The organism is Micromonospora sp. ATA51 (genome assembly GCF_016802855.1).
Lineage (GTDB): Bacteria > Actinomycetota > Actinomycetes > Mycobacteriales > Micromonosporaceae > Micromonospora > Micromonospora sicca.
In genome coordinates, this window is record NZ_JAEVHJ010000386.1 from 1 (window position 1) to 5,661 (window position 5,661).

The window sequence follows — 5,661 nt, forward strand, 5'->3', positions numbered from 1 at the left end:
TCTTGTCCCCGGCGTACGCCTGGAAGACCGGGGTCGACGGGTCCCCGTGCACGTACGAGCTGAAGATGTTGGTGACGTTCTGGTCGGTGGCGTACCGGTACGGCCTGGCAGTGCACCCTGGTCGTCCGGGACGGGCTCACCCCGGCGGAGGTGGACGCGCTGGCCCGGGCGGACCTGGCGATCCTGCAACCACTGGACCCGGGTGAGGCGGCGCTGGCCGGCGCGGCCCTGGGGCTGGGCGGCTCGGCGGAGTGGCTGACCCGGATCCGGGACGACATGGTGGCGGTGGTCAACCGGCGGGCGCTGCGCTGGGCGCTGCTGTCCCCGACGCCGATCGAGTCGCAACTGGTCGGTCGTGCCGCCCGCCGGTGACGACCCGGCCGCCGAACGGCGGATTCGTCGATCTTCACGGGTTCCGCTGGTGGACGGTCCGTGGCACGATCCCCGCCATGGGTTTTCTGAAGGGTCTTCTGATCCGGCTGGGCTCGACGGCGGTGGCCTTCTGGCTGGCCACTCTGCTCATCCCAGGCATCTCGCTGAACTCCGACTCGGTCACCGAGACGGTCACCACCCTCGTGCTGGTCGCGGTGATCTTCGGGGTGGTCAACGCCGTGCTCCAGCCGATCATCAAGACCGTCGGCTGCGGCTTCTACCTGTTCACCCTCGGCCTGATCGCCCTGGTCGTCAACGGGCTGCTCTTCCTGCTCACGAGCTGGATCGCCGACCAGGCCGGGCTGCCGTTCCACGTGGACGGCTTCTGGCCGGCCGCGCTGCTCGGCGCGCTCTTCGTCGGCATCGTCACCTGGATCCTCGGCGCCGTCCTCGACCGCGACTGACCACTCGACGCACCCGATTCCCGCCCGCCGGCCAGTCCAGCGGGCGGGAATTGGCTCGTGAGGAGCGGGTGGGCCGGGACTAGCGTCACCGGGGTGTGCACCCTGACCCGCCCTGACGGCTACCAGCTCAGCACCGACCCGGACCGGATCGACCTCGATCTCGTGCACCGGTGGCTCTCCACCGACGCGTACTGGGCGCTCGGGCGGGACCGGGAGACGGTCGCGCGCGCCTTCGCCGGCTCGGTCGGCTTCGGCGTCTACCGGCCCGGTGACGGGCGCCAGGTGGCGGTGGCCCGGGTGGTCACCGACCGGGCGACCTTCGCCTGGCTCTGCGACGTCTACGTCGATCCGGCCGAGCGCGGTCGCGGGCTGGGCACCTGGCTGGCCGGCATGGCCCGCGATCACCTGGCCGAGCTGGACGTACGCCGGATCGTGCTGGCCACCGCCGACGCCCACGCGGTGTACGCCAAGGTCGGCTTCACCCCAGTCGACCCGGACCGGTGGATGCAACTCGACCAGCGGGTGAACCAGGTCACCGGAAAGGAGCAAAGCGCCGCTTCGCCACTTACGGTGGAGGCGTGAACCCGATCCGCCTCGGCTACCTGTACGGGCTCGGCGCATACCTGCTCTGGGGTTTCTTCCCCCTCTACCTGAAGCTGCTGCGCCCGGCCGGGCCGATGGAGATCCTCGCCCACCGGATCGTCTGGTCGGTGGCCTTCGTGGCGCTGCTGCTCGCCGCGATGCGCAACGTCGGCTTCCTGCGGGCGCTGCTGCGCCGGCCCCGGACGCTGGCCGGCATCGCCGCCGCGGCCGCGCTGATCGCGGTCAACTGGGGCACCTACATCTACGGGGTGAACTCGGACCGGGTGGTGGAGACCGCCCTCGGCTACTTCATCAACCCGCTCGTCTCGGTGCTGCTCGGGGTCTTCGTGCTGCGGGAGCGGCTGCGGCCGGCGCAATGGGCGGCGCTGGGCGTCGGCGCGCTGGCGGTCGCCGTGCTCACCGTCGACTACGGCCGGCTGCCCTATCTGGCGCTCACCCTCGCCTTCAGCTTCGCCTGCTACGGGTTCGTGAAGAAGCGGCTGGGGCTGCCGGCCGCGGAGGGCCTCTTCGTCGAGTCGGCGGTGCTGGCGCTGCCCGCGCTGGCGTACCTGGGATGGCTGAGCCTGCGCGGCGACTCCGCGTTCGGACACGTCTCGACCGGGCACACCGTGCTCCTGGTGCTGGCCGGGGCGGCGACCGCCATCCCGCTGCTGCTCTTCGCCGGCGCGGCGAACCGGCTGCCGCTGTCCGGGCTCGGCATGCTGCAGTACCTCGCCCCGGTCCTTCAGCTGGGCTGCGGCGTGCTGATCTTCCACGAGCCCATGCCCCCGGCCCGCCTCGCCGGCTTCGCCCTGGTCTGGCTCGCCCTGATCGTCTTCACCGCCGACGCCCTCCGCCAAGCCCACCAGTCCCGCACCCGCCCCCGCACCCCCGCCGACTCCCAACCTCCCGTCCCCACCCCCACCGCCCCCTGAGCCCGCCGATCTTGCAGTTCGAGCCCGTCCAACGGGTGGAATGCCCGGTTCGCCGGGGCACCAACTGCAAGATCGCGCGAGCGGGGGGTGGGGGGTGGGGTGGGGTTAGCGGGCGTCGTAGGTGAGGACGGGGGTGTTGTCCCCGCGGAGCAGTTCCAGCCGGACCAGCTCGCCGCCGGTGAAGCGGGTGGCGCCGGTGAGACGGACGTCCTCGCCGGGGGCGGCGAGCCAGGAGCCGATCTGCTCCGTCGCGCCGTCCGGGCCGTGGGCCACCAGCCGGAAGGTCCACGCCTGGCGGTGCCCGCCCCACTGGTCGTAGCCGCAGTGCATGGTGACCTGGGTCCCCCAGTCGGTGCGGGTCAACCCGATCTCCGCGTGCACGGGCACCGTGCCGGCGACCGGCCGCATGGCCACCATCGGCACCTCCGCAGGGTCGGCCGCGTCCGGACGGGCCAGGGTCACCCCGACCCCCACCAGCAGGGCGAGCACGGCGGCGGCGAGCGCGGTCAGCGCGTACCGTCGGCGGGACCGGGATCGCGCGCGGCGCTGGCGGTCCCGGGCGGCGGAGAGCAGCGCGGGCAGCCGCGAGGTCTCGGACGCGGACGGGAGGAACTGCTCCAGCCCGGCCGGGTCGAGCCGACCGAGGAGCCCCGGCAGGACCGCGATCTCGGCCACTGCCTCCCGGCAGGTCGCGCAGCCGGCCAGGTGCCGCTCGTACGCGGCGCGGTCGCCGGGAGCGAGGGCGCCCAGCACGTACGCGCCGTCGTCGTGCGCGAACTCGCAGCGGGTCATCGGGTCACCCCCATCTCGGCCAGGACCAACCGTAGTGAGCGCAGCGCGTAGTGGGTGCGCGACTTGACCGTGCCCGGTGGCACGCCGAGCCGGGCGGCGGCCTCGGCCACCGACCGTCCCTGGTAGAAGCACTCGACCAGCACCTCGCGGTGGGTCGGGCTGAGCTGGTTCAGCGCCTCGGCCACGGTCCACGCCTCCACCGCGCGCTCCGTTTCGTCGACCGTGTCGGCGGGCTCGGGCAGCTCGTCGGTGTAGACCTCGCCGACGCGCGTGGACCGGCGCCGCCAGGCGTCGATCGCCAGGTTCCGGGCGGTGGTGAAGAGCCAGGCGCGGACCGAGCCGCGGGTGGGGTCCAGCGCCTCCGGGTGCCGCCACGCCCGCAGCAGCGTCTCCTGCACCAGGTCCTCGGCGCGCGTCCGGTCGCCGTTGACCAGCCGGAGGGCGTGCGCGAAGAGCGCGTCGGCGTGCTCGTCGTGCAGCGCGCGCAGCAGTTGGGCGTCGTGGTCGGTGATGGCGGACACCTCGCTCTCGACGGCGGGTCCGGGCGGTGCGTTCGCCCGTCAATACGTGCGGTGGCCCCGATCGGTTCACCGCAGCTCGCGCCGCATGTATTCATACCCGGTTCACATCTCGGCCGACCCGCGCTCACCGGGTCCTGGCAGCGTCCGCCCGGTAGGCGCGCGGGTGATTCCGCCGTGCCACCGACGACGTCGCCCAGCGCCGAGTCCGCCTCGGCAGTGTGGAGCAGGGTCTTGGTGCGGCCGTCCTCGACGAGCTGCTCCAGCCGCGCGGGCACACGGAGCAGTCGTCTTGCCCGCGACGCGAGGAACCGAGGCCCGGCGGCGGGGTCGGCGTGAACGTCCCGCTGACGTTCCCCGTGGCGGTCCGGCGCTGGACCGCCGCCCGAAGGGCCCCGCTTCCCGCCAGGGACGGGGCCCTTCGCGCCGCCCCGAGCGGAACGAGACGCGGCAGGTCCGGTGTCCCGGCCGGCCGGCCGACCCGCGACCGGCGGTGCCGGTCAGCCCTCAGCGGCGATGCCGTCGGCGACGGCCCGGGCGACGGTGAGTAGCTTGGCCCGGACCACCCGGGCGGAGGTCATCATCTCGCTGGCTGGCAGCGCGCAGGCCAGCACCACCCGACGCTCGATGTCCTTGTCCGGGGTGACCAGCACGGCGGCGCAGGCCACACCCTGCCGGAACTGCCCCAGCTCCAGCTGCATGCCGCGCCGGTCACCGGCGGCCAGGTCGGCCTCGAACGCCTCGACGGTGGTCAGGGTGGCGCTGGTGAACGGGCGCATGCCGTACTCGCGCAGGTAGCGGAAGCGCTGCTCGGCGGTGAGGGTGGCGAGCAGGCTCTTGCCGAGCGCGGTGGCGTGCGCGCCCTCGTCGAAGCCGGGCACCAGGTCCTCCAGGTACGGCGACCGCGGCCCCTCGGCGACCGCCGTGACGGCGACCTGGCCGCCCACGAAACGCCCGAGGTAGTGGCTGTACCCGGTGTCGACGGCCGCCCGGCGGAGCGACTCACCGACCGCCTGCGGCCCGCGGAACGCGGTCACCAGTTCGCGGTAGCGGTCGGCCACCTCCAGCCCCACGATGTATGTCCCGTCCTCGCGGCGGATCACGTAGCCCTCGTATGCCAGGGTGCGCACCAGGTGGTACGTGGTGGCCACGGTCAGCTCGCAGCGGCGGGCGATCTGCTTGACGGTCAGGCCCTTGGGCGCACGACCGACCGACTCGAGCACTCGAAGCGCGCGGGACACGCTCCGGATCAGGTCCGAAGGTTCCGCCAAGGGGTCGCGCACAACCACCTCCGCCGCCGGGGACTTACACCATATGAAAAACAGGCCGAGTGCGAAATGCCTGTTCGGATCGAGGATGCCAGATCACCGGGCACGGGCCGTGCACCGACAGACACGATCCGCTGCCAAAACGTGACGGCGTAGGTTTGCCTGACCATGACCGACACCCTGCTCGACCCCGCACCTCACGCGCCGCGGCGGACCGTCCGCGCCAGCGCGGGCGCCATCGCCACCACCATCGCCTGCGTGCTGCCCGTCTTCCTGGTCGGCGGCCTCGCCGTGCAGATGGCCGACGACCTCCACTTCTCCCCCGCCGGGCTGGGTCTCGCCGTCTCGGTCTACTTCGGGATCAGCGCGCTCGCCTCCGTCCCCTCCGGGGCGCTGGTCGAGCGGTACGGCCCGGCCGTGGTGGCCCGCGCCGGCATCCTGCTCTCCGCCGGCTCGCTGCTGGCCGTGGCGGCGCTGGCGCGGTCGTACCCGGCGCTGGTGGCCCTGCTCGGGCTCAGCGCCGCCGCGAACGCCCTCGGCCAGCTCGCCAGCAACGCCGCGCTGGCCCGGCACGTGCCCGCGCACCGGCAGGGGTTGTCGTTCGGGGTGAAGCAGGCCGCGATCCCGGTCTCCACGCTGCTGGCCGGCGCGGCCGTGCCCACCATCGCGCTGACCGCCGGCTGGCGCTGGGCGTTCGTGGCGGCGGCTGGGCGTTCGTGGCGGCGGCGGT

At 73.4% G+C, this 5,661-nt stretch carries 7 protein-coding genes and 1 pseudogene; 5 read left to right on the forward strand and 3 right to left on the reverse strand.

Going from position 1 to position 5,661, the window contains the following annotated elements; genetic code table 11:
* Nucleotides 1-96: 96 nt before the first annotated feature.
* From JNW87_RS33835 to rarD, 4 genes and pseudogenes are all read left to right on the forward strand, one after another.
* Nucleotides 97-372 (forward strand): annotated as a pseudogene (locus JNW87_RS33835) (type VII secretion protein EccE); the annotation flags it as partial.
* 77 nt (nucleotides 373-449) lie between these two features.
* Nucleotides 450-836 carry a phage holin family protein gene (locus JNW87_RS33840; protein WP_109803088.1) on the forward strand — a complete coding sequence of 129 codons (387 nt, stop codon included), beginning with the start codon at nucleotides 450-452 and terminating at the stop codon, nucleotides 834-836.
* A gap of 93 nt (nucleotides 837-929) precedes the next feature.
* The gene (locus tag JNW87_RS33845) at nucleotides 930-1,418 is read left to right on the forward strand and encodes a GNAT family N-acetyltransferase (RefSeq protein WP_109803086.1); all 489 of its coding nucleotides are present in this window, start codon (nucleotides 930-932) and stop codon (nucleotides 1,416-1,418) included.
* Nucleotides 1,415-2,353, forward strand: coding sequence for an EamA family transporter RarD (gene rarD, locus JNW87_RS33850; protein WP_238455089.1), 939 nt, complete (start codon nucleotides 1,415-1,417; stop codon nucleotides 2,351-2,353). The genes JNW87_RS33845 and rarD overlap by 4 nt, the downstream gene beginning before the upstream one ends.
* Before the next feature lie 105 nt (nucleotides 2,354-2,458).
* Here rarD and JNW87_RS33855 read toward each other — a convergent pair whose 3' ends face one another.
* From JNW87_RS33855 to JNW87_RS33865, 3 genes are all read right to left on the reverse strand, one after another.
* Entirely contained in the window at nucleotides 2,459-3,145 is a 687-nt protein-coding gene (locus JNW87_RS33855) for an anti-sigma factor (protein ID WP_238455090.1), read from the reverse strand.
* Nucleotides 3,142-3,636, reverse strand: coding sequence for a sigma-70 family RNA polymerase sigma factor (locus tag JNW87_RS33860; protein WP_236647421.1), 495 nt, complete (start codon nucleotides 3,634-3,636; stop codon nucleotides 3,142-3,144). Before JNW87_RS33860 ends, JNW87_RS33855 begins: the two co-directional genes overlap by 4 nt.
* Nucleotides 3,637-4,163: 527 nt before the next feature.
* A complete protein-coding gene (locus JNW87_RS33865; RefSeq protein WP_109801211.1) occupies nucleotides 4,164-4,946 on the reverse strand; it encodes an IclR family transcriptional regulator in 783 nt (260 codons plus the stop codon).
* Nucleotides 4,947-5,099: 153 nt separating this feature from the next.
* Between JNW87_RS33865 and JNW87_RS33870 the strand changes: the two genes are divergently transcribed.
* A partial coding sequence (locus JNW87_RS33870) for an MFS transporter (RefSeq protein ID WP_238455091.1) occupies nucleotides 5,100-5,661 on the forward strand: 562 nt, incomplete at its 3' end.

Excerpts from the sequence above, each read along its gene's own strand:
- JNW87_RS33840 (WP_109803088.1), top strand. The coding sequence starts at position 450 with ATGGGTTTTCTGAAGGGTCTTCTGATCCGGCTGGGCTCGACGGCGGTG.
- JNW87_RS33855 (WP_238455090.1), bottom strand. The coding sequence starts at position 3,145 with ATGACCCGCTGCGAGTTCGCGCACGACGACGGCGCGTACGTGCTGGGC.